The organism is Mesorhizobium sp. C399B (assembly GCF_030323185.1).
Classification (GTDB): domain Bacteria; phylum Pseudomonadota; class Alphaproteobacteria; order Rhizobiales; family Rhizobiaceae; genus Mesorhizobium.
The window spans coordinates 284,484-306,426 of record NZ_CP100472.1; the positions used below are offsets into that span (position 1 = coordinate 284,484).

The window sequence follows — 21,943 nt, forward strand, 5'->3', positions numbered from 1 at the left end:
TGCCTTCTCAGTCTCGTTCGCGCTTTACCAGCGGTAATGTGCGAAAGCGCGGTTGGCTTCAGCCATCTTGTGGGTGTCTTCACGCTTCTTCACGGCGGTGCCGCGGTTGTTAGCCGCGTCCATCAGCTCGCCGGAGAGGCGGTCGACCATGGTGGTCTCGTTGCGGTTGCGGGCCGCGGCGATCAGCCAGCGGATCGCCAGGGCCTGACGGCGCTCGGGGCGCACATCGACCGGAACCTGGTAGGTGGCGCCGCCGACGCGGCGCGACCGGACTTCCACATGCGGCGCGACATTGTCGAGCGCCTGATGGAAGACGGTGACCGGCTCCTGCTTGGTCTTCGACTGAACCTGGTCGAGCGCACCGTAGACGATGGTCTCGGCAACCGACTTCTTGCCGTCATACATGACGGCGTTCATGAACTTGGTGACGATCAGATCGCCGAACTTCGGGTCCGGATTGATCTCACGCTTTTCTGCACTGTGACGACGCGACATGGCTTTTGTCTCTCAATCTCGTAGCCCGACGCATTCAAGCAGCGCCAGGGCCGGAAAATCTTACTTCGGACGCTTGGCGCCGTACTTCGAACGGCGCTGCTTGCGGTTCTTCACGCCCTGCGTGTCGAGCACGCCGCGGATGATGTGGTAGCGCACGCCCGGAAGATCCTTGACGCGGCCGCCGCGGATCATGACCACGGAGTGTTCCTGAAGGTTGTGGCCTTCGCCGGGGATGTAGCCGATCACTTCAAAGCCGTTGGTCAGGCGGATCTTGGCCACCTTGCGCAGTGCCGAGTTCGGCTTCTTCGGCGTCGTTGTATAGACGCGCGTGCAGACGCCCCGCTTCTGCGGGTTCTGCTGCATGGCCGGGACCTTGTTGCGCTTCACCGGCGCAATGCGCGGCTTGCGGATCAGCTGGTTGACGGTAGGCATTAAACCCTCTTGTCTCTCAATTCCGTGTCTCGCCCGGTCAGGGCCGCTCAAAGCGCCAATTCCATACGCAAATTCGGGCCATAAACCGCACCTCGCGGTCCTGCCCGAACAAAATGCAGAGGAAGCGGGAACCGCTTCATGCGCGCCGGAAATGTCTTTTCGCTCGTAAAACGAACCCTGTTTGAGGCAAACTCCAAAGCGTGTCGCTTCGGAAGGGAGAGCCTCACATCGGTTCTGACTGGGCGGCTTCTACTCGCAAGACCGTGAACCGTCAACCCCGGCACGCCAAATATTGCGCGCTGACGACGGCTTGGCAGCCATGTGAAAGACGCATGTAATTTTCTTTCTTCATTTTGCAAGGCAGAGGAAGAAAGTGACCCGCGCAGACAAGAAAGTGACCGGCTTTTGGCTGTCATGCGCGGGTTCTTCATGGCAAAAGGCGCCATGGACAGCGCAAATCCCCTCGCCCGCACCCGTCTCAAAAGGAATCAGCCCGTGAACGACAATGAGGAGCGCCCGGTCACCATCATCACCGGCCGCGTCTGGAAAAAGAAGGGCGGCAAGCCGGAAGGCGTGCATGTGATGCTGGTCGCGCCCGACGACGATTCGGCCGTGCGCCGGGCGCTCGAATCGCTCGCCGCCGAAGGCTATGCCGAAGCTGAGCTCGACCAGATTGGCGATATGGAGGGCGTACCCGACGAGGAGCCGCATCTGTCGGCCTTCCAGGGCGCGCTCGAAGGCGAAGTGTCGATCGTTACGTTCGAGGTTCCGCTCTGAGCGTCGCCGGCTGCTTGCGCCTGTCACCGCGCCGGCTTGCCCGGCACCGGTTCTCTGCTAAGAACCGGGCGACTTAACCAGCCAAATTCGAATCCGCGGAGTTCCCATGCCCTCGAACAATGGTCCCATCAAGCTCGGCATCGTCGGCGTCGGCAAAATCGTGCGCGACCAGCATCTGCCGGCAGTGGCCAAGGATGCGGACTACCGCCTCATCGCCGCTGCCAGCCGGCACGGCAAGGTGGACGGCATCCCCAATTTTCCGACCATCGAGGCGATGCTCGACGCGGTGCCCGACCTCGAGGCCGTCTCGCTGTGCATGCCGCCGCAGTTCCGCTACGACGCGGCACGCACCGCGCTGATGGCGAAGAAGCATGTTTTCCTGGAGAAGCCGCCGGGCGCTACGGTCAGTGAGGTCGAGGACCTGAAGCAGCTGGCGGCAGCCAACGGCGTCTCACTGTTCGCCAGCTGGCATTCGCGCTACGCGCCGGCAGTGGAGGCCGCGCGCGCCTTCCTAGCGTCGGCCAAGGTCAACTCGGCTGCCATCGCCTGGAAGGAAGATGTCCGCCGCTGGCATCCGAACCAGGATTGGATCTGGGCGCCGGGCGGTTTCGGCGTCTTCGATCCCGGCATAAACGCACTGTCGATCGCAACCCACATCCTGCCGGCGATGTTCATCACCTCGGCCGTCCTCGACTTCCCGGAAAACCGCGCCTCGCCTGTGGCGGCCCACGTGATCTTCCGTACCTCGGATGGGTTGCCGGTGACCATGGAGCTCGACTGGCTGCAGACGGGACCACAGAGCTGGGACATCCTGGCCGACACCGACAAGGGCAAGATGGTGCTGTCCGGCGGCGGCACCAAGCTCGCCATCGACGGCAAGGTGGTTCACGACGAGCCGGAGGCCGAATATCCCCAGCTTTACCGGCGCTTCGCTGAAATCGTACGCGCCGGCGTCTCCGATGTCGATTTGGCACCCCTGCAGCACGTGGCCGACGCCTTCATGCTCGGCAAGCGCAATGTGGTGGGAGCGTTCTTCGATTGAACGATGAGTTCTGCCGGACCGCAGTCCGGACACTCACCATGCAGCCTTACTCGACGATCGCAATCGCAAACCCGTCATAGCCTTTGGCGCCGACGGTCTGGATGGCGGTGCCGTCCAGGCGCTTGTCGCCGCCGATGAAGGAAAACGCACCGCGTGCGCCTTCGACATAGGCATCACGGCCATCGTCGTTGAGCACGGTGCCGTCGCGGATGACGTTGTCGCAGATGATGACCGTCCCCGGCCGCGACAGGCGCATGGCCCATGACAGATAATTCGGGTTGTTCGGCTTGTCCGCGTCGATGAAGATCAGATCGAACGGACCGGCATTTTCGGCAGCCAGCGTCTCAAGCGACTGAAGCGCGGGGCCGATCCTGAGTTCGACCTTGTCCGACACCCCTGCCCGCTCAAGATTCGAGTGCGCGACTTTTGCATGATGCGGCTCGAGTTCGAGCGTCACGATCTTGCCGCCGACGGGCAATCCCCTTGCCATCCAGATGGTCGAGTAGCCGCCAAGCGTGCCGATCTCCAGCACCTTCCTGGCGCCGCTGATGCGGACCAGCAGCGACAGCAGCTTGCCCTGCGCCGGCGATACGTCGATGGCCGGCAGGCCCTGGTCGCGGTTGGCCGCAAGCACCGCTTCGAGGATGGGATCTGCTTCGAAGAGAGAGGAAACGATGTAGTCGTCGACGTCAGTCCAAACCTTCTTGCTCATGTTTTCCTCGATTCGATTAGGGGTCAAAACGCGAAAAGGGGCCGCTGGGGCCCCCTTCCTTCTTCTCGTCCTACCGCGCTTACTGCGCGGCGTTGACCATGTCGGTCAGCATCGGCTCGGCGACCTCGACACCGGAGGCCTTGCGGCGCTCGTCGATGATCAGTTCGTCGCGCGAGGTGGCGATGCGCCGGATCTGGCTCATCGTGCCGCCGGTACCGGCCGGGATCAGCCGGCCAACGATGACGTTTTCCTTCAGGCCCTGCAGCATGTCGGTCTTGCCGGCAACCGCAGCTTCGGTCAGCACCCTGGTCGTCTCCTGGAAGGAGGCGGCCGAGATGAAGGACGGCGTCTGCAGCGAGGCCTTGGTTATGCCCAGCAGCACTGGCTGGCCTTCGGCCGGCTTCTTGCCGTCCTCGACCAGGCGCTCGTTGACCTCTTCCAGTTCGATCACGTCGACGTGGTCGCCCGGAATGTAGGTCGAGTCGCCCTGCACCGTGATCTCGACCTTCTGCAGCATCTGGCGAACGATCACCTCGATATGCTTGTCGTTGATCGACACGCCCTGCAGACGGTAGACTTCCTGGATTTCGTTCACGAGGTAGGAAGCAAGTGCTTCCACGCCCTTGATCGCCAGGATGTCGTGCGGCGCCGGATTGCCGTCGAGGATGTAGTCGCCCTTCTCGATGACGTCGCCGTCCTGGAGATGGAACGGCTTGCCCTTCGGGATCAGGTATTCGACCGGCTCAAGCGTCGAGTCATGCGGCTCGATGATGATGCGGCGCTTGTTCTTGTAGTCGCGGCCGAAGCGGATCGTGCCATCGATCTCTGCGATGATGGCGTGATCCTTCGGACGACGTGCCTCGAACAGTTCGGCAACACGCGGCAGACCACCGGTGATATCCTTGGTCTTGGCGCTTTCCATCGGGATACGCGCCAAAACGTCGCCGGGACGAACCTGCGAACCCGGCTCGACCGAAAGAATGGCCTCGACCGAGAGCAGGAAGCGGGCGTCGCCGCCCTTCGACAGCTTGCCGACCTTGCCCTTGGGGTCAAGGATCGCGATCGCCGGCTTGAGGTCGTTGCCGCGTGGCGTCGAGCGCCAGTCGATGACCTCGCGCTTGGTGATGCCGGTCGATTCGTCGGCCGTTTCCTGAACTGAAATGCCGTCGACCAGATCCTCGTACGACACCTTGCCCTCGATTTCGGTGAGGACGGGGCGGGTATAGGGATCCCATTCGGCGATACGCTGGCCGCGCTTCACCTTGTCGCCATCGTCCACGAAGATGCGCGAACCATAGGTAAGGCGATGCGAGGCACGCTCCTTGCCGGCTTCGTCGAGGATCAGCACCGCCATGTTGCGGCCCATGACCATCTGCTGGCCGTCCGAGTTGCGCACCACGTTGCGGTTGCGGATCTCGACCTTGCCCTCATACGAGGCTTCAAGGAACGAGCTGTCCACCACCTGCGCCGTACCGCCCATGTGGAAGGTACGCATGGTGAGCTGGGTGCCCGGCTCGCCGATCGACTGCGCCGCGATGACGCCGACGGCTTCGCCCTGGTTGACCGGAGTGCCGCGGGCAAGATCGCGTCCGTAGCAGACCGCGCACACGCCGATCCTGACCTCGCAGGTCAGTGCCGAGCGAATGCGGACCGACTGCACGCCGGCTTTTTCGATCTTTTCCACGTCACGCTCGTCCATCAGGGTTCCGGCCTTGACCAGAACCTCACCCGAAACCGGGTGCGTGATGTCGTCGAGCGAGGTGCGGCCCAGCACGCGCTGGCCGACCGAAGCGACGACCTGACCGGCATCGACGATCGGCTGCATGGTGAGGCCCTTGTCGGTGCCGCAATCCACGGAGTTGACGATGCAGTCCTGCGCCACGTCGACCAGACGACGGGTGAGGTAACCCGAGTTCGCCGTCTTCAAGGCGGTGTCGGCCAGACCCTTGCGGGCGCCGTGGGTCGAGTTGAAGTACTCGAGCACGGTCAGGCCTTCCTTGAAGTTCGAGATGATCGGCGTCTCGATGATTTCACCCGAGGGCTTTGCCATCAGGCCGCGCATGCCGGCGAGCTGACGCATCTGGGTGGGCGAACCACGCGCACCCGAATGCGACATCATGTAGATCGAGTTCATCGGCTTTTGACGGCCACTGTCCTCGAACTCGACGGCCTTGATGCGGGCCATCATCTCGTCGGCGACCTTTTCCGAGCACTTGGCCCAGGCGTCGACGACCTTGTTGTACTTCTCGCCCTGAGTGATCAGGCCGTCATTGTACTGCTGCTCGTATTCCTTGGCCAAAGCTTCGGTGTCGGAAACCAGCTTGATCTTGGCGTCCGGGATCAGCATGTCGTCCTTGCCGAACGAAATGCCGGCGCGGCAGGCGTGGCTGAAGCCGAGGGCCATGATGCGGTCGCAGAAAATGACCGTCTCCTTCTGACCGCAGTGGCGGTAGACGGTGTCGATCATCTTGGAGATGTTCTTTTTGGTCATCTCCTGGTTGGCCGTCTCGTAAGGCACATTGACGTTCTTCGGCAGCAGCTCGCCGATGATCATGCGGCCAGGCGTGGTGTCGTAGATTTTCGACACGACCTTGCCTTCGGCGTCGACCGTGCGGAAACGACCCTTGATCTTGGAGTGCAGCGTCACCGCCTTGGTCTCGAGCGCGTGCTGGAGTTCGCCCATGTCGGCAAACACCATGCCTTCGCCCGGCTCGTTCTGATTGACGATCGAGAGATAGTAGAGACCCAGGACCATGTCCTGCGAAGGCACGATGATCGGCGCGCCGGAAGCCGGGTGCAGGATGTTGTTGGTCGACATCATCAGCACGCGGGCTTCAAGCTGCGCTTCCAGCGACAGCGGCACGTGAACGGCCATCTGGTCGCCGTCGAAGTCGGCGTTGAAGGCCGTGCAGACCAGCGGATGCAGCTGGATCGCCTTGCCTTCGATCAGGATCGGCTCGAACGCCTGGATGCCGAGGCGGTGCAGCGTCGGCGCACGGTTCAAGAGCACCGGATGCTCGCGGATGACCTCGTCGAGGATATCCCAGACTTCCGGACGCTCCTTCTCGACCAGCTTCTTGGCCTGCTTGACGGTCGAGGAGAACCCCTTGGCGTCGAGGCGGGCGTAGATGAACGGCTTGAACAGTTCGAGCGCCATCTTCTTCGGCAGGCCGCACTGGTGCAGCTTGAGCTCCGGACCGGTGACGATGACCGAACGGCCCGAATAGTCGACGCGCTTGCCGAGCAGGTTCTGGCGGAACCGGCCCTGCTTGCCCTTCAACATGTCCGACAGCGACTTCAGCGGACGCTTGTTGGCGCCGGTGATGACGCGGCCGCGACGGCCGTTGTCGAACAGCGCATCGACGGCTTCCTGCAGCATGCGCTTTTCATTGCGCACGATGATGCCGGGGGCGCGCAGCTCGATCAGCCGCTTCAGACGGTTGTTGCGGTTGATGACGCGGCGATAGAGATCGTTCAGGTCGGACGTCGCGAAACGTCCACCATCCAGAGGAACCAGCGGGCGCAGGTCCGGGGGGATCACCGGAACCACCTTCATGATCATCCATTCCGGACGGTTGCCGGACTCCATGAAGTTCTCGACGACCTTGAGCCGCTTCAGATACTTCTTCTGCTTCAGCTCGGACGTGGTCGAAGCCAGTTCCGAACGCAGGTCGCCGGCGATCTTCTCCAGGTCCATGCCGGCCAGAAGGTCATGAATGGCCTCGGCGCCGATCATGGCGGTGAACGAATCCTCGCCATACTCGTCGACGGCGATCATGTACTCTTCCTCGCTGAGCAGCTGGTGCTCCTTCAGCGCGGTGAGGCCAGGCTCGGTGACGATGTAGTTCTCGAAGTAGAGGACGCGCTCGATGTCCTTCAGGGTCATGTCGAGCAGCGTGCCGATGCGCGACGGCAGCGACTTCAGGAACCAGATGTGAGCGACAGGTGCCGCCAGCTCGATGTGGCCCATGCGCTCGCGGCGAACGCGCGACAGCGTGACTTCGACGCCGCACTTTTCGCAGATGACGCCCTTGTACTTCATGCGCTTGTACTTGCCGCACAGGCATTCATAGTCCTTGATCGGGCCAAAAATGCGCGCGCAGAACAGACCGTCACGCTCCGGCTTGAAGGTGCGGTAGTTGATGGTCTCCGGCTTCTTGATCTCGCCGAACGACCAGGACAGAATCTTCTCAGGGCTGGCGAGCGATATCCGGATGGAATCGAACACCTGCGCCGGCGCCTGCGGATTGAAGAGATTCATGACCTCTTGGTTCATGCCGTTCTCCTTTTCGGGGTCCTCGAAAACCCCTTGCATCTAACGCGGGCCAAATGCCCGCTGACTGGTCGGCCCACTGGCCGTAGAATTTGTTGCATCCGGTCGCGGCGTTCCGCGACCGGATGTCTTGCTTACTCGGCCGCGCCCCTATTCGGCAGCATCTGGCAGCCGGACAGGGTTGTCGTCGAGCTTGGTGTTCTCCAGCTCGACATTGAGGCCGAGAGACCGCATTTCCTTGACGAGCACGTTGAAGCTCTCGGGAATGCCGGCCTCGAACGTGTCGTCGCCGCGCACGATCGCCTCGTAGACCTTGGTGCGGCCGGCGACATCGTCCGACTTCACCGTCAGCATTTCCTGCAGCGTGTAGGCGGCGCCATAGGCTTCCAGCGCCCAGACCTCCATTTCGCCGAAGCGCTGGCCACCGAACTGCGCCTTGCCGCCCAGCGGCTGCTGGGTAACGAGCGAGTACGGACCGATCGAACGCGCGTGGATCTTGTCGTCCACCAGGTGGTGAAGCTTGAGCATATAGATATAGCCCATCGTCACCTTGCGATCGAACGGCTCGCCGGTGCGTCCGTCATAGAGCTGCGACTGACCGCTGGTGTGCAGGCCCGCCTGCTCCAGCATGATGTTGATGTCGACTTCATGCGCGCCGTCGAACACCGGTGTCGCGATAGAGACGCCGCGGCGCATCTGCTCGCTGAGGCGAACGATGCTCTCGTCGTCATATTCGCGGACCGGCTCGTTGCGGTCGTTGGCTGGGATGAAGCTCTCGAGCGTCTTGCGCAACGGCTTAATGTCTCCAGCCGTCTTGTACGCGTCGATCAGCTCGCCGATCTTCTTGCCCATGCCCGCGCATGCCCAGCCCAGATGCGTTTCCAGGATCTGGCCGACATTCATGCGGCTCGGCACACCCAGCGGGTTGAGCACGATATCGGCATGCGTGCCGTCCTCGAGGAAAGGCATGTCCTCGACCGGAACGATGCGCGACACGACACCCTTGTTGCCGTGACGTCCGGCCATCTTGTCGCCCGGCTGCATCTTGCGCTTCACGGCCACGAAGACCTTGACCATCTTCATGACGCCCGGAGGCATTTCGTCGCCGCGCTGGACCTTCTCGACCTTGTCCATGAAGCGCTGCTCGAGCGCCTTCTTGGAATCGTCGTACTGGCCACGCAGGGCTTCCAGTTCGCTCTGGAGCTTTTCGTTCTCCACCGCAAACTGCCACCACTGCGAACGCGGATACTCGTCAAGCGTGTCCTTCGACAGCTTCGAGCCCTTCTTGAAGCCCTTCGGCCCGGCAATCGCTTCCTTGCCGACGAGAACGTCGGAAAGGCGCGAATAGACGTTGCGGTCGAGGATCGCCTGCTCGTCGTCGCGGTCCTTGGCGAGGCGTTCGATCTCCTCGCGTTCGATCGCCATGGCGCGCTCGTCCTTCTCGACGCCGTGGCGGTTGAACACGCGCACTTCGACGACGGTGCCGAAGGTGCCCGGAGGCATGCGCATCGAGGTGTCGCGAACGTCCGACGCCTTTTCACCGAAGATGGCTCGCAGGAGCTTTTCTTCCGGCGTCATCGGGCTTTCGCCCTTCGGCGTGATCTTGCCGACCAGGATGTCGCCCGGCTGCACTTCCGCGCCGATATAGACGATGCCGGCTTCGTCGAGGTTCTTCAGCGCTTCTTCCGAAACGTTCGGAATGTCGCGTGTGATTTCCTCCGGTCCAAGCTTGGTGTCGCGGGCCATGACCTCGAATTCCTCGATGTGGATCGAGGTGAAGACGTCGTCGGCCACGATGCGCTCGGAGAGCAGGATCGAGTCCTCGTAGTTGTAGCCGTTCCACGGCATGAACGCGACCAGCACGTTGCGGCCGAGCGCCAGATCGCCGAGCTCGGTCGACGGACCGTCGGCGATGATGTCGCCCTTGTTGACGCGGTCGCCCATGCGCACCAGCGGACGCTGGTTGATGCAGGTGTTCTGGTTCGAACGCTGGAACTTCATCAGCCGGTAGATGTCGACGCCCGACTTGCCGGGATCGAGATCTTCCGTGGCGCGGATGACGATACGCGTCGCGTCCACCTGGTCGACGATGCCGCCGCGGCGGGCGCCGATGGCGGCGCCCGAGTCACGGGCAACGATCGGCTCCATGCCGGTGCCTACGAACGGCGCTTCGGCGCGCACCAGCGGCACGGCCTGACGCTGCATGTTGGAGCCCATCAGCGCGCGGTTGGCGTCATCGTTCTCGAGGAACGGGATCAGCGCCGCGGCCACTGACACCATCTGCTTGGGCGACACGTCCATCAGATCGACGTTTTCGCGCGGCGCCATCATCACTTCGCCGGCGCTGCGGCAAATGACGAATTCGTCGACGAAACCACCATTCTTGTCGAGCTCGGCATTGGCCTGCGCGACGTGGTGCTTGGACTCTTCCATAGCGGAGAGATAGACGACCTCATTGGTCAGCTTGCCGTTGACGATCTTGCGGTACGGGCTTTCGATGAAGCCGTACTTGTTGACGCGCGCGAAGGTCGCCAGCGAGTTGATCAGACCGATGTTCGGGCCTTCCGGCGTCTCGATCGGGCAGATGCGGCCGTAATGCGTCGGGTGCACGTCGCGCACTTCGAAGCCGGCGCGCTCGCGGGTCAGACCGCCCGGGCCAAGTGCCGACAGGCGGCGCTTGTGGGTGATCTCCGACAGCGGGTTGGTCTGATCCATGAACTGCGACAGCTGCGAGGAACCGAAGAACTCGCGCACGGCGGCAGCCGCCGGCTTGGCGTTGATCAGGTCCTGCGGCATCACCGTATCGATCTCGATCGAGGACATACGTTCCTTGATCGCGCGCTCCATGCGCAGCAGGCCGACGCGGTATTGGTTCTCCATCAGCTCGCCGACAGAACGCACGCGGCGGTTGCCGAGATTGTCGATGTCGTCGATCTCGCCCTTGCCGTCGCGCAGTTCGACCAGCGTCTTGACCACGGCCAGGATGTCATCCTTGCGCAGCACGCGCACGGTATCCTCAGCCTTGAGCTCGAGGCGCATGTTCATCTTGACGCGGCCGACGGCCGACAGGTCGTAGCGCTCCGAGTCGAAGAACAGCGAGTTGAACATGGCTTCGGCGGTTTCAAGCGTCGGCGGCTCGCCCGGGCGCATGACACGGTAGATGTCGAACAGTGCGTCCTGGCGGCTCTCGTTCTTGTCGACGTTGAGCGTATTGCGGATGTAGGCGCCGACATTGACGTGGTCGATGTCGAGAACCTTGATCTCGCTTTCGCCCGTGCCGAGCAGCACCTTCAGCGTCTTTTCGTCGATCTCGTCGCCGGCTTCGAGGAAAATCTCGCCGGTGCCGTAGTTGACGATGTCCTCGGCCAGGTAATTGCCGAGCAGATCCTCGTCGGTCGCCTTGATCGCCTTCAGACCCTTTTCGCCAAGCGCTCTTGCCTGGCGGGCGGTGATCTTCTTGCCGGCCTCGACGACAACTTCGCCGGTATCGGCATCGACGAGGTCGCCAACGGCCTTCAGGCCGCGGAAACGCTCGACGTTGAACGGGATGCGCCAGTGGTCACCGGCGCGCTTGTAGGTGATCTTGTTGTAGAAGGTCGACAGGATTTCTTCGCCGTCCATGCCGAGCGCCATCAAGAGCGACGTCACCGGAATCTTGCGGCGGCGGTCGATGCGGGCGTGCACGACGTCCTTGGAATCGAACTCGATGTCGAGCCACGAACCGCGATAGGGAATGACGCGCGCCGCAAACAAAAGCTTGCCCGAGGAGTGCGACTTGCCCTTGTCATGGTCGAAGAAGACGCCCGGCGAACGGTGCATCTGCGAGACGATGACGCGCTCCGTGCCATTGACGATGAAGGTGCCGTTGAGCGTCATGAGCGGCATGTCGCCCATATAGACGTCCTGCTCCTTGATGTCCTTGATCGACTTTGCGCCGGTATCCTCGTCGATATCGAACACGATGAGGCGCAGCGTCACCTTGAGTGGCGCGGCATAGGTCAGGTCGCGCTGACGGCATTCGTCAACGTCGAATTTCGGTCCTTCGAACTCATACTTCACGAACTCCAGCATCGAGGAGCCGGAGAAATCGGAGATCGGGAAAACCGACTTGAAAACGGCCTGCAGTCCCTCGTCCGGACGCCCACCCTTGGGCTCCGCCACCATCAGGAACTGGTCATAGGATGCTTTTTGAACCTCGATCAGGTTCGGCATCTCCGCAACTTCCGGAATCTTTCCGAAGAACTTGCGTACGCGTCTGCGGCCATTGAAAGTCTGGGTCTGGGCCATCGTCGCTCCTTAGCTATAAACTCGGGGCGAGCCTCGCCGCGGCTCACCTTGCATGCGCGGCCACCTCGGCGGCGGCCCCTGATCTGTTTCCCGCCGCTTGGCGGCGACGGCTAAAACGGGAGAAAACCCGTTTCCTGAAGGCCGGTTTCGGCCCTCAGGAAAGAGGTTCTCGTACATCTCGCGCTACGCATCCTCCCCTCTGATGAAGGGAGTGGCGGGCGGCGCGAGGCCGCCCGCCGCTTTTACGCTTACTTCAGGTCGACCTTGGCGCCGGCTGCTTCCAGCTGGGCCTTGAACTTCTCAGCGTCAGCCTTGGAAACGGCTTCCTTGACCGGCTTCGGAGCTGCTTCGACCAGATCCTTGGCTTCCTTGAGGCCCAGGCCGGTGATGGCGCGGACTTCCTTGATGACGTTGATCTTCTGAGCGCCTGCCTCGGTGAGGACGACGTCGAATTCCGTCTTTTCCTCAGCCGGAGCAGCAGCAGCGGCAGCGCCGCCGGCAGCGGCAACCGCCACCGGAGCAGCAGCCGAAACGCCCCACTTTTCTTCCAGAAGCTTCGACAGTTCGGCCGCCTCGAGGACGGTCAGCTTCGAAAGGTCGTCTACGATCTTTGCCAGATCAGCCATTGTTGTATTCCTTCATCAGGTTCGAACGTGTGTTTGTGATAGCGAGGAACGGCCTCATGCCGCCTCGTCCTTCCGGGCGTAAGCGCCGATGACGCGCGCGACCGAAGCCGCTGGCGCATTGACGATCTGGGCGATCCGGGTTGCCGGCGTGGCGATCATGCCAACCAGCCTGGCGCGCAGCTCATCGAGCGACGGAAGTGTGGCGAGTGCCTTCACACCGTCGGCGTTGAGCGAGGTGGTGCCCATTGCGCCGCCGAGAATGACCAACTTGTCATTTCCCTTGGCGAAATCGGACGCGACCTTCGGCGCCGCAATCGGATCCTCCGAATAAGCGATCAGCGTCTGTCCCTTGAACAGGTCGATGATCGATGCGGAGTCCGTGCCCTGAAGAGCGATTTTGGCGAGACGGTTCTTCGCGACTTTGACGGTGCCACCGGCAGCGCGCATTTTCGACCGAAGGTCGTTCATTTGCGCGACGGTGATACCGGCGTAGTGGGCCACGACGACTGAACCAGCGCCTGCAAAAGCACCATTCAGGCCCGTGACGAGTTCGCGTTTTTCCGCTCTGTCCACTGCCTATCTCCAGTTGACCCCTGCCCCGCTAGTGGGACAGGCGTCGGGTTGCCTTTTTGCCGGCCGGGCCATCCATTACAGATCTCCCGAACGACGCTCGAGGATCCTGCCCCCTTTCGCCACATCGACGGCAAGCCGGAGATGCGCAGACAAAAGGCAAACACGGTTCGAACCTTTCATTGGAGCTTGTCGCTCCGTTGTCCGGTTTTCACCCGTCTCATGCAGGCCCAATTCAATTAAGGCTTCTGGGCCGCCTGCAATCTCGGACAGGATGTCCGGAAGCCTCTCGACTTCCGGTACCGGGCCGCCGACAAGTCGGAGGCCCGGAATTCACTTGCGGATCAGCGCCTTGGCAGCCGATCCAGATGTTCGTATCAAGACGCTGCGAGCGTCGAGACGTCGAGCTTGAGGCCCGGGCCCATCGTCGAGGTGACCGACACCTTCTTGACGAAGTTGCCCTTGGCGCCAGCCGGCTTTGCCTTGGTCACGGCATCGGCGAAGGCGCGGACGTTTTCTTCCAGCGCCTTGACGTCGAACGAGACCTTGCCGACGCCGGCATGAACGATGCCGGCCTTCTCGACGCGGAACTCGACAGCGCCGCCCTTCGATGCCTTGACGGCGGCGGCGACGTCGGTGGTGACGGTGCCGACCTTCGGGTTCGGCATCATGCCGCGCGGGCCCAGCACCTTGCCCAGACGGCCGACCAGCGGCATCATGTCCGGCGTGGCGATGCAGCGATCGAAGTCGATCGTGCCCTTCTGGACGATGTCGACCAGATCCTCGGCACCGACGATGTCGGCGCCGGCGGCGCGAGCCTCATCGGCCTTGCCGCCACGTGCGAACACGGCGACGCGGACAGAGCGGCCGGTGCCGTTCGGCAGGTTGACCACGCCGCGGACCATCTGATCGGCATGGCGCGGGTCGACGCCGAGGTTCATCGCAACTTCGATGGTCTCGTCGAACTTCACCGTCGAACGGTCCTTGAGCAGCTTCAGCGCCTCACCAAGGGCATAGGCCTTGTTGGGGTCGATGCCGTCGCGGGACTTCGATACACGCTTTGCAATCTTCGCCATGATCTCAGCCCACCACTTCCAGACCCATCGAGCGGGCGGAGCCCTCGACCATGCGCATGGCCGCCTCGACGTCGTTTGCGTTCAGATCCTTCATCTTCTGTTCGGCGATGGCGCGCACCTTGTCGCGGCCGATCGTGCCGGCCTTGATCTTGCCCGGCTCTTTCGAACCTGACGTCAAGTTCGCCGCCTTTTTCAGGAAGTAGCTCACCGGCGGCGTCTTCATGACGAAGGTGAAGGACTTGTCCTGGTAATAGGTGATGACGACCGGGATCGGCGATCCCTTTTCCATTTCCTGGGTCTGCGCGTTGAACGCCTTGCAGAATTCCATGATGTTGATGCCGCGCTGACCAAGTGCCGGGCCGATCGGCGGAGACGGCGTAGCCGATCCCGCTTTGACCTGGAGCTTGAGCTGGCCTGCAATTTTCTTAGCCATCTCTTTCCTGCCTTTATCTCATGCCGGCCCCAGTATCGGGAACACCGGCGGTTGCAGTCTGGTGGTGCGGTCCGCGCGGCCGGCTAAAGCCGCATTCGCCTCCCACCCGTTCATGGCCGCGCGCTTTCCGCGCCGCCTCCCCTTGCCGGCGAACCGGCGCAGGGTTTTCGGATCAGCCCTTTTCGACCTGTCCGAATTCCAGATCGACCGGCACGGCGCGCCCGAAGATCGAAACTTCCACCTTGAGCCGCGCCCGCTCCTCGTCCACTTCCTGGACGAAACCGTTGAACGAGGCGAACGGACCATCCGAAACGCGGATCGCCTCGCCGATCTCGAAAGTGACCGAGGGCTTCGGCCGCTCGACGCCTTCCTGAACCTGGTTCAGGATGCGCTGCGCCTCGGCTTCGGTGATCGGCACCGGCTTGGAGTCACCGAGGAAGCCGGTGACCTTCGGCGTGTTCTTGACCAGCGAGAACACCGCATCGGTCAGATTGGCCTTGAGCAGCACATAGCCCGGAAAGAACTTGCGCTCGGCATCGACCTTGCGGCCGCGGCGGATTTCGACGACCTTCTCGGTCGGCACCACGATCTGCTCGATATCGGCGGACAGGCCCTTCTGCTTGGCCTTGTTCTCAATGTCCTCGGCGACCTTCTTTTCGAAGTTCGAATAGGCGTGGACGATGTACCAGCGCGCGGTCATTTCAAGACTTCTCCGTAATCGCCGGACTTAATGGCCGAGGCTCAGTAACCGCTCGATCGCGTAGCCCATGGCCACGTCGGCGGTGAAGAAAAAGATCATCGCGATGACCGCGAATACGAGCACCATCACCGTCGAGATCATCGTCTCCCGGCGCGACGGCCAAGTCACCTTGGCAGTTTCCGCGCGGACCTGCTGGAGAAAGACGAAAGGATTTGTGGTTTTCGAAGCCATATGCCGCTCTGTCTTCAAGACCCGTTGGCCGGGTCTCCTGGATGATCCCGCTGGCCGGGACGTGCCGCCTGGGTTCAAGTCGGCGCCGAATCAGCGCCATTTCGCCCATGCAAATCGGACGCGTAAAGCCGGCTTCCCAGCTCCACGCGTCGCGTGTCTGTTGTGTCTACATAAAACCGATTCTTGATCCACGCAAGTGGCAAGTGTCCGCTTTATGACCAAACGCCGCCTCGGAACCATCCAGTCGTCCCGTCCCGGCTATCGAGGCCTTATGCCTCAGTTCGCCCAATATGGCAAGCCACCTGCCCTTTTTCAATGCCGGACCCCAATTCCAGGAGGTGGATCCGGAAATCAGGCACGCGATTACAAGTTCGAGGAAATGGCGTTGCGGACGAACCTGCGACCTGCTGTTTTGGAAACCAAATGAAGCGCACGCAAGATTGGAATCCAGCTGCCCATGCCGAGGCAGCTGGATCAACCCAGGGTTAGTTAGGCACAGGCGAGTTCGACCCCGGCCACTGCGCCGATTCCGCATGGTGGGCGTGGGCGCGGCGCGATCACTGCCGGGCACGGGGGCGGGTCGTCGTCATCGTCGGGGCCGAAAGAACGGCCACGACGCCGCCAAGCTTTGAGACCGCTGCGGCGCGTGGAGGGTCGCCAAGGCAGCACCCGGCCTGAAGTCTCTTTCCCCAGCGTGGGTTTCTCATCCAGAGCCTTCAACGCCCTCAGAATCTGGTCGACAGGGATTACCGTGCCGTTGTCCAGGCGGCGCAAGGCAGGCTGGTTTTCCACCGCGCAGGCATCGGACGCCCACGAGGAAAGCAGTGCCCGCTTTTCTCCACGGCTGAGGCGTGGATGGTTGATGACGTCGTCTGGATTGTCGAGCAGGCACAAAGAAGTTTCAATTTTGCCCGAGCGTGCCGCAGAAAGTGTCGGTGTCTCGTAGAAGTTGTCCATCTCCATTCTCCGCAATCTGGGCCTCCCGGCCGAAGCCGGGAGGCGGACCGCAGGGATAACTGAATCGATACGATCAGGCCGCTTTGCGGGTGCGTTCCGTATCCTGGGCGATCTGCTTGCCCACCTGGGCGTCGCCGGCCCCGATGCTGATGCGGCGCGGCTTCAGCTCTTCGGGAATCTCACGGACGATGTCGATGGTCAGGAGACCGTTCTCAAGGTTTGCTGCCTTGATCTTCATGTGGTCGGCAAGCTTGAACGTCTGCCTGAAACTGCGGTAGGCGATGCCCTGGTGCAGCAGCTGGCGTCCGCTCTGGTCATCAGCCTTCTGGCCTGCCACGACCAGTTCGGGTCCATGCTGGGTCAGCTCAACCTCATCCTGGCTGAAGCCCGCGATGGCCATCGAGATACGGTAATCGTTCTCGTCGACCTTCTCGATGTTATAGGGTGGCCAGTCGGGCCGCGTACCATTGTCGGGCATGTCGAAAAGACGGTCAAAACCGACGGTGCTGCGATAGAGAGTATCAAAGGTTCTCATAGCCACATCCTCCTTGAAGCAACATGGGTACAAGGGCGCCGCCCAGCAGCGCCGCCTTTTGCCAAGCCAATCGGCCTCGGCGGGAAACGAATTAGGAAGGGCTGAAAACCGGTTCAAGAGCCCTGTTCAAAAAAATTCCAGTAGCCAGGCCAGCATCCCGCTTCCAATAATTCGCAGCCGCTGAAAAGCAGCTGGCGGCAGCAAAATAGGCCTATTCTGAATTGTGAACGCAAATGGCAATTGGCTCGCCAATGGCAGTTGAATCAAGGAAATCGGTTCGTGGAAATACGCCGACTTCGGCATTGCGCGTCAGCGCTCTCGCTCTGCGCATGCCTTCGGAACGTCGCTCGTCGAGTACGCGGCTTCAGCCCAACCAAACGAGGAGCCAAAACAAGGCGTTTCTAAAATGCCGGATTCCAACGAGGAAAATGGCACGGGCAGCAGGGCTCGAACCTACGACCTGCGGTTTTGGAGACCGCCGCTCTACCAACTGAGCTATGCCCGTACGCGCGTTTCAGCGCAGGCGCTTCCTAAAAGCTTCCGGGCGCGCTGTAAAGAGTTGTCTGACGCGCTTTCAGATCCTTTGCCGGAAATCCGAATAGGTGATGACCAGCCCGTCCCTGCCGATCTCGATTTTTCGCCTGCCTGAAGCCGCATGCCGGCGCTCAATCCCCGGCCGGCGGCTTGTACGGCCCGCCCGGTACGCCCCAGCCCCAGGCCGGCATCGGTTCGGTCTGCGGGTCGCAGGTCTCGCCGAGGGTGGAATTCATCTTGGCAAGCCGTGACCCCCATTCGACATAGCCCATGAAGGCGGAACGGAATTCGGGATCGTCCGGCAGCCCGACCGCATCGGCGGCATCGGCAAGCAAGCTGATCCAGCGGCGGCGCTGTTCCTCCGTCAGATGCTTGCCCAAGTGATGCATGACCATCTCGCGATGGCCGCCATGCTGTTCGCTGTAGGTCTTGGGTCCGCCAAAAACCTCGCCGATGAAGGCCGCGACATGCGCGGGATGATCCGGCGACATGTGTTTGAACACCGGGCCGACCACCGGGTCGCGCGACACCTTGTCGTAAAAGGTTTCCGTCAGCCGGTTGAGGGCTTCGATGCCGCCGGCCCATTCGTAGAGTGTCGGGATATCCTGGCTCATTCTCGATCCTCCCCCGGGCGACGCCTGCCACGACGATAGCGGAGAAATCGGGCATGGCTCAACCTGGCTCGATGGCCAGTTTCTGCGATGCCTACAGTTTGGCGGGCGACTCGGCCTTGGCTGTCGGCGGAAACAAACAGTTGTCGGGCTTGGGTGAGGTTTTGCAAATAGCGGGGCCAGTTAGCGCCTCCACCGACTCCGGCCCGGTTGTCAGCCCGACTTTGAGCATCATGTCGGGCTCGAGCTGACGCTCGACCGAGCCTATCGCGGCGAACAGAGCTGGGTCCATCTCCATCTCCTCCAGGTAGGCTTTAACCAACTGCGTCTGTCCCCTCGAGGACATGCTGAGCCTCGCCTTGGGATCGACCAGCCTTTTGGCGCCGGCGGCAAGCATGAGCGCGCAGGCCGAATCGCACTCCACTCCAAAATCGCTAATCAGCCCGACATAGGCACCGTTATCGGCCAAGCAGCCTGCCTCGGGCGGGTCGCAGCCGACGATAGTGGTGCGAGCGACGGCGACGTCGAGCTTCCGTTCATGGATAAGCCTTCCCGCGGCCAGAGCGCTGAACAGGCTGCCCCCCTGTGAGCTGATCACCACCGGCAGCCGCCGGTTGCCAAGGGTGTCGAGCAACTGGCGCAACTTTTGCGGGGTCTGAGGCGTCATCGCGCCTTCCGCCGAGATCCATTCCGGGCAATCGGGATTGCAGAGCGAGTCTCTGCCGCGAACGACAACGAAGCGCATATCTGGCGTCGAATTCCCTGGCGCTGCCTGCAACGGCTTGGGAGCTGGAGCCTTGGCCGCCTGAGAAAGTGGGGGGCCGGTCTTTGCCTTGATCGCAGCCACCACGGCCGGCTTGGCCACGGGCGTTTGTCCGCCGGCTGGCTTGTTTCCCGGTATTTCCCGGCAGTTCGGAGCCGGCGGGTCGAACATGCACAAACTTGCTCTGGTAAACAGGTCCAGAGTGTCCGTGCTGGTGGCCAGTTTCATCGTCAGCATATCGTGGAGGCCGATCTGCCTGATGTCGCTGGCCGGCGTCGCCTTCATCAAGTCCAGCACGCCCTGCCCGATACCCATCTCTCGGAGATAGGCCGAGATCTTTCTCGCGTACCCCTTGCTCATCTCATAGGTCTTGTAGCTTTCACCGGGAGTGACGGTTTGCGTGGTGACCCGATATTTTTTGCCCCGTTTGACGCGATAGGTGGTCCGGTAGTGCGTTGTGGAGGGGAACCAGGTGGTGGTGATCTGATGAACACCCAGATAGTTCCAGCCGCCGGCGACGCGCCGGACGCCTCCGGCAAACATTAGCGGACAGGCGGAATTGCAGCTGGCACCGTCAGACGCTCTGCCGAAAAAAGCCGTGCCCTTGCCGTAGTCGGCGCCACAACCCTCTGTCCCGGGCCAACAATCGGGAAACTCGGTCTTGCCGATGGCGATATCGAGCTTGTTTTTGCGGATTATCCGGCCAAGCTGGAGCGCGGCTTCGACATTGCCACCGAAGGAATTGACGATGATGGGCAGTTTGTGGCTGCCAAGCTTCTTCAAGGTGCGCTTGAGCAGGGCTGGCGTCCCGGCTGCGATGTCGCCTTCGGCGGAGATCCACTCCGGACAATTGGGCTCGCAGCCCGGTGCGTTGCTGCGCGCGACGACAAACTTCATCTCCGAGCGATCCTCGGACCATATCGTCGGATCATTCGTCGGATAGGGCACTCCCTGCAGAGGGAGCAATGTCTGCCATGTCCCGGGGGCGGCATCCTCGGCCTTCGCGGCGAAGGCAGCCATCGCCATCGCGGCCACCGTCGCCAGCCGAACCAGCCCGCGCCGCCACCTTGCAGCATTGTCTGAACGGTGTCCCCAAACCACGCCCGGCAAACCCCTCAATGCAATCCATAATAGTTGCGGCGACGGTGCTTGCAATAGCTTTGAACCAACCGTGCAATACTTGTGCCGCGCAACGCCGGAAACAAAAAGGCAGCCCCAAAGACCGCCCTCTCCTGGTCGATCCGGCTGACGCCGGCTCGACTATTTCTCGATGGTGATGACGACGCCGGCACGACGGTGCGGCCGCCTTCACGGAAGGCGAAGCAAGGCTTCTCTCCATGACGATAGGCGCGATCAGCCATTGGACGACGGCACCACGCGGCAATTCTCAGGTTTCGGCGCCGATCTGCAGATGCTGGAACCCGTCAGCGCATCCACCGACTGGCGCCCGGTCGTCAGGCCAACCTTCAGCATCATGTCGGGTTCGAGCTGGCGCTCGACCGAACTGCCCTGGAGCGCCCTGAACAAAGCGGGGCTGATCGCCATCTCGTCGAGGTAGGACTTGACCGCCTGCTTCTGCCCCATCAGATAGAGGCTGAGCCGCGCCTGGGTACCGACAAGCCGCCTGGCGCCACCGGCCAGCATGAGCGCGCAGGCCGAATCGCAGTCGCCGTCGCCATCGACGCTCAGCCCGGCATAGGCGCCTTCCCTGGCCAGGCAATTCCACTCTGCCGGGTCGCAGCCGACGAAATCGGTGCGGGCAACGGCAACGTCGAGCTTCTTTTCATGGATGATCCGGCCCGCCGCCAGGGCGCCGGAGAGGTCGCCGCCTCGCGAGCTGATCACCACCGGCAGCCGCCGGTTGCCAAGCGTGGCGAGCAATTGGCTGAGTTTCTGCGGCGTCTGGGGCGTAATCGCGCCTTGCGCTGCAATCCATTCCGGGCAGTCGGGATTGCAGAGCGGGTTGCTGCCGCGAACCACGACAAAGCGCATGCCGTCATCGTGCGGCGCGCTCTCCGGCTTCACCGGCAGCGGCGCAGCCTTTGCCACGTCCGGCAGGCCGCCGGCTGGCTTGTTCGCCGGTATTTCCCGGCAATTCGGAGCCGGAAGGTTCAGCCTGCACAGGCTTGCGCTGGTCAGCAAATCTGCAGCGTCGTCGCTGGTGACCAGCTTCATTGTCAGCATGTCGCTGAGGTCGATCTGCTGGATGTCGCTGGCCGGCGTGCTCTTCATCGTCTCGATGATGCTGAGGTCGACACCCATCTCCTTGAAATAGGCGGACAGCTTGCGCTCCACCCCCTTGCTCATCTCGTAGGTCTTGTAGCTGCCGGTGTTCTTGCGGCTGACGACCTTCTTGCTGATGACCCGCTTCTTGCCTTTCACGATCCGGTAGCGGACCTGATATTGCACGTTCATCTGCACGATCGTGGTCGTGATCTGGTGGACGCCGAGATAGGCCAGCGGCCCGACCAGGCGCCTGGTGCCGCCGGCCAGCATCATTGGACAAGCGGACGCGCAATAGCTGCCGAGCACATAGGGGCTGCCGATATAGTGCGCGCCTCTGGCGTCGTTCTCCTTGCAGTTTTTCATCCCCGGCTCGCAGCCGACGAACCAGGTCCTGCCGACCGCGATGTCGAGCTTGTTCTTGCGTATCATCCGGCCCATGGCGATGGCCGCATCGACATCGCCGCCCGGAGAGTTGATGACGATCGGCAATTTGCGGCCGCCGAGCGTTTTCAGGGCAGCCTTGAGCAGCGCCGGCGACTTGGCCGATATGGCACCCTCGGCCGATATCCATTCCGGACAGGTCGGCTCACAGCCCGCCGCGCCGCTGCGCACGACGACGAACCGCATCGGCGGATCCGGATCCGGCTCTGAATTTTTTGTCTC

19 protein-coding genes and 1 tRNA gene are annotated in these 21,943 nt (G+C 62.1%); 2 read left to right on the forward strand and 18 right to left on the reverse strand.

The window, feature by feature from the left end:
- Positions 1-24: 24 nt before the first annotated feature.
- Both rpsG and rpsL read right to left on the reverse strand, forming a co-directional pair.
- Complete coding sequence (rpsG, locus tag NLY36_RS01505) at positions 25-495, reverse strand: 30S ribosomal protein S7 (RefSeq protein ID WP_008875664.1); 471 nt, start codon at positions 493-495, stop codon at positions 25-27.
- A gap of 60 nt (positions 496-555) precedes the next feature.
- A complete protein-coding gene (gene rpsL / locus NLY36_RS01510; RefSeq protein ID WP_006333356.1) occupies positions 556-927 on the reverse strand; it encodes a 30S ribosomal protein S12 in 372 nt (123 codons plus the stop codon).
- Positions 928-1,422: 495 nt separating this feature from the next.
- Here rpsL and NLY36_RS01515 point away from each other — a divergent pair, with 495 nt between their 5' ends.
- Positions 1,423-1,704, forward strand: a complete 282-nt coding sequence (locus NLY36_RS01515) for a transcriptional regulator (protein WP_023713029.1) — start codon at positions 1,423-1,425, stop codon at positions 1,702-1,704.
- A 106-nt stretch (positions 1,705-1,810) separates the two neighbouring features.
- Complete coding sequence (locus NLY36_RS01520; protein ID WP_023737198.1) at positions 1,811-2,746, forward strand: Gfo/Idh/MocA family protein; 936 nt, start codon at positions 1,811-1,813, stop codon at positions 2,744-2,746.
- A gap of 46 nt (positions 2,747-2,792) precedes the next feature.
- Here the strand turns inward: NLY36_RS01520 and NLY36_RS01525 are convergent, their stop codons facing one another.
- The 16 genes from NLY36_RS01525 to NLY36_RS01600 form a co-directional block, all read right to left on the reverse strand.
- Entirely contained in the window at positions 2,793-3,458 is a 666-nt protein-coding gene (locus NLY36_RS01525; protein ID WP_023713031.1) for an O-methyltransferase, read from the reverse strand.
- A 79-nt stretch (positions 3,459-3,537) separates the two neighbouring features.
- Complete coding sequence (gene rpoC, locus NLY36_RS01530; RefSeq protein WP_023667434.1) at positions 3,538-7,734, reverse strand: DNA-directed RNA polymerase subunit beta'; 4,197 nt, start codon at positions 7,732-7,734, stop codon at positions 3,538-3,540.
- Positions 7,735-7,881: 147 nt separating this feature from the next.
- Entirely contained in the window at positions 7,882-12,018 is a 4,137-nt protein-coding gene (rpoB, locus tag NLY36_RS01535) for a DNA-directed RNA polymerase subunit beta (RefSeq protein WP_023686024.1), read from the reverse strand.
- A 248-nt stretch (positions 12,019-12,266) separates the two neighbouring features.
- Positions 12,267-12,644 (reverse strand): 50S ribosomal protein L7/L12, encoded by a 378-nt coding sequence (gene rplL / locus NLY36_RS01540; RefSeq protein WP_023667436.1) that lies wholly within the window; start codon positions 12,642-12,644, stop codon positions 12,267-12,269.
- Between the two features lie 54 nt (positions 12,645-12,698).
- Positions 12,699-13,217, reverse strand: coding sequence for a 50S ribosomal protein L10 (gene rplJ / locus NLY36_RS01545; protein ID WP_023667437.1), 519 nt, complete (start codon positions 13,215-13,217; stop codon positions 12,699-12,701).
- A gap of 374 nt (positions 13,218-13,591) precedes the next feature.
- Positions 13,592-14,290, reverse strand: coding sequence for a 50S ribosomal protein L1 (gene rplA, locus NLY36_RS01550; protein WP_023737199.1), 699 nt, complete (start codon positions 14,288-14,290; stop codon positions 13,592-13,594).
- Between the two features lie 4 nt (positions 14,291-14,294).
- The gene (gene rplK / locus NLY36_RS01555; RefSeq protein WP_006333334.1) at positions 14,295-14,723 is read right to left on the reverse strand and encodes a 50S ribosomal protein L11; all 429 of its coding nucleotides are present in this window, start codon (positions 14,721-14,723) and stop codon (positions 14,295-14,297) included.
- A gap of 172 nt (positions 14,724-14,895) precedes the next feature.
- Positions 14,896-15,423: a transcription termination/antitermination protein NusG gene (gene nusG, locus NLY36_RS01560; protein ID WP_006333333.1), complete on the reverse strand. Its 528-nt coding sequence runs from the start codon at positions 15,421-15,423 to the stop codon at positions 14,896-14,898.
- Positions 15,424-15,450: 27 nt separating this feature from the next.
- Complete coding sequence (gene secE, locus NLY36_RS01565) at positions 15,451-15,654, reverse strand: preprotein translocase subunit SecE (RefSeq protein WP_023667439.1); 204 nt, start codon at positions 15,652-15,654, stop codon at positions 15,451-15,453.
- Positions 15,655-16,143: 489 nt separating this feature from the next.
- Positions 16,144-16,611: a hypothetical protein gene (locus tag NLY36_RS01570; protein ID WP_023716380.1), complete on the reverse strand. Its 468-nt coding sequence runs from the start codon at positions 16,609-16,611 to the stop codon at positions 16,144-16,146.
- A gap of 73 nt (positions 16,612-16,684) precedes the next feature.
- Complete coding sequence (locus tag NLY36_RS01575) at positions 16,685-17,146, reverse strand: Hsp20 family protein (protein ID WP_023737200.1); 462 nt, start codon at positions 17,144-17,146, stop codon at positions 16,685-16,687.
- Positions 17,147-17,575: 429 nt separating this feature from the next.
- A tRNA-Trp gene (locus tag NLY36_RS01580) sits at positions 17,576-17,651 on the reverse strand.
- A gap of 160 nt (positions 17,652-17,811) precedes the next feature.
- The gene (locus NLY36_RS01585; RefSeq protein ID WP_023667442.1) at positions 17,812-18,294 is read right to left on the reverse strand and encodes a group II truncated hemoglobin; all 483 of its coding nucleotides are present in this window, start codon (positions 18,292-18,294) and stop codon (positions 17,812-17,814) included.
- A 91-nt stretch (positions 18,295-18,385) separates the two neighbouring features.
- Complete coding sequence (locus tag NLY36_RS01590) at positions 18,386-20,080, reverse strand: COG3904 family protein (RefSeq protein ID WP_348524409.1); 1,695 nt, start codon at positions 20,078-20,080, stop codon at positions 18,386-18,388.
- Positions 20,081-20,169: 89 nt separating this feature from the next.
- Positions 20,170-20,415, reverse strand: coding sequence for a hypothetical protein (locus tag NLY36_RS01595; protein WP_156933288.1), 246 nt, complete (start codon positions 20,413-20,415; stop codon positions 20,170-20,172).
- Positions 20,408-21,907, reverse strand: coding sequence for a COG3904 family protein (locus tag NLY36_RS01600; RefSeq protein WP_348524408.1), 1,500 nt, complete (start codon positions 21,905-21,907; stop codon positions 20,408-20,410). The genes NLY36_RS01595 and NLY36_RS01600 overlap by 8 nt, the downstream gene beginning before the upstream one ends.
- Positions 21,908-21,943: the final 36 nt, after the last annotated feature.